Genomic DNA, 1,189 nt, shown 5'->3' with positions numbered 1-1,189 from the left:
GATGGCGAAGAGCAAGTTTGAACGAACAAAACCGCATGTTAATATTGGTACGATTGGTCACGTTGATCATGGGAAGACCTCGTTGACAGCAGCGATTACGAAATATTTTGGTGAATTTAAAGCCTATGATCAAATTGATGCTGCCCCAGAGGAACGCGCACGTGGAATTACTATTTCTACAGCGCACGTTGAGTATGAAACGGAAAATCGTCACTATGCGCACGTTGATTGTCCAGGACACGCTGATTATGTGAAGAACATGATCACAGGGGCAGCACAGATGGATGGTGCTATTTTGGTTGTTTCAGCAGCTGATGGTCCAATGCCTCAGACACGTGAGCATATTTTGCTTGCGCGTCAGGTTGGTGTTCCAGCAATTGTTGTTTTTCTTAATAAAGTTGATCAGGTTGATGATGCAGAACTTTTGGAGCTTGTAGAGCTTGAGGTTCGGGAACTTTTATCCAAATATGATTTTCCAGGCGATGATATACCAATTGTTAAAGGTTCTGCGTTGGCAGCTCTTGAGGATAAGGATAAAAGCATTGGTGAAGATGCTGTTCGTCTTTTAATGAGTGAAGTTGATAATTATATTCCAACCCCTGAACGTCCTGTTGATCAACCATTTTTGATGCCGATAGAGGATGTATTTTCGATTTCGGGTCGTGGAACCGTTGTTACGGGTCGTGTTGAGCGTGGTGTTATTAAAGTTGGAGAGGAAATCGAGATTATCGGTATTCGTCCAACGTCTAAGACGACGGTTACAGGCGTTGAAATGTTCCGCAAGCTTTTAGATCAGGGTCAAGCGGGTGATAATATAGGAGCTCTGCTTCGTGGTGTTGACCGTGAAGGGATTGAGCGTGGTCAAGTATTGGCGAAGCCAGGATCTGTTACGCCTCATACACGTTTTAAAGCAGAAGCTTACATTTTGACAAAAGATGAAGGTGGACGTCATACACCATTTTTCACGAATTATCGTCCTCAGTTTTACTTCCGTACGACGGATGTTACAGGTATTGTTACGCTTCCAGAAGGAACGGAAATGGTTATGCCAGGCGACAATGTTGCCATGGATGTTTCGTTGATCGTTCCGATAGCGATGGAAGAGAAGCTTCGTTTTGCTATTCGTGAAGGTGGTCGTACTGTTGGTGCCGGTATCGTCTCTAAGATCATTGAATAAATAATGCTTGTT

The 1,189-nt window shown here is 43.7% G+C and carries 1 protein-coding gene; it reads left to right on the top strand.

What is annotated here, in order from left to right; all coding sequences use genetic code 11:
* Position 1: 1 nt before the first annotated feature.
* On the top strand, positions 2-1,177 hold the full coding sequence (gene tuf, locus ACFIKQ_RS08975) for an elongation factor Tu (RefSeq protein ID WP_012755022.1): 1,176 nt from the start codon (positions 2-4) through the stop codon (positions 1,175-1,177).
* Positions 1,178-1,189 lie beyond the last annotated feature (12 nt).

Source organism: Bartonella sp. MR63HLJHH (assembly GCF_042194155.1).
Taxonomy (GTDB): Bacteria; Pseudomonadota; Alphaproteobacteria; order Rhizobiales; family Rhizobiaceae; genus Bartonella; species Bartonella grahamii.
Note: the sequence above shows the minus strand (reverse complement) of the source record. Positions and strands in the feature narration are given on the sequence as shown.

What these genes read in the sequence shown, in the direction of transcription:
- tuf (WP_012755022.1), top strand. Translation starts at nt 2, where the DNA reads ATGGCGAAGAGCAAGTTTGAACGAACAAAACCGCATGTTAATATTGGT.